This is a genomic window from Halorubrum sp. Atlit-26R (genome assembly GCF_003666015.1).
Lineage (GTDB): Archaea > Halobacteriota > Halobacteria > Halobacteriales > Haloferacaceae > Halorubrum.
In genome coordinates this window covers 1-485 of record NZ_QPLT01000447.1, presented here as the reverse complement: position 1 = coordinate 485, position 485 = coordinate 1, and the positions used below count along the sequence as shown (strand labels likewise).

Sequence of the window (485 nt, the reverse complement as noted above, 5' to 3'; positions counted from 1 at the left end):
GAGGAGCTATTCTACGTGCGCTCGGGCACTGCCACGTTCGAGGTCGGGCGCGAACGCGAGCGCGTCGAGGTCGGCCCCGACGAGGCGATCCGCTTCGCGCCCGGCGAGTTCCAGTCCGGCTTCGTGCCCGAGGACGCCGACGAGGAGGTCGTCGCGTGGGCGGTCGGCGCGCCGGGCGCGCGCCACGACTGGGACCGGATCGAGTCGATCGTCGAGTGCCGCGAGTGTGGCGGCGAGCGCGTCCACGACACTGAACTCACCGACGAGGGGCGATTCCGGTTCACCTGTTCCGAGTGCGGCACGACGTTTTCGCCCTAAGGGCGGCGGGCGTTTCCGGAAGCGGTCGCGGCCCCGCCGCGCCGCCTCAGCCCAGCAGCGACCGCAGCGACCGCCGCCGGGTGCCGCACTCGGCGGCGTAGTCGCAGGCGTCACAGCGGTCGTCGTCGACGCGCGGCGGCGGGCCGTCGATCGACCGCGCCGCGCGG

1 pseudogene is annotated in these 485 nt (G+C 74.2%); it reads left to right on the top strand.

Features of this window, described 5'->3' with window-relative positions:
• Positions 1 to 318: pseudogene (locus DVK07_RS21390) on the top strand (cupin); the annotation flags it as partial.
• Positions 319 to 485 lie beyond the last annotated feature (167 nt).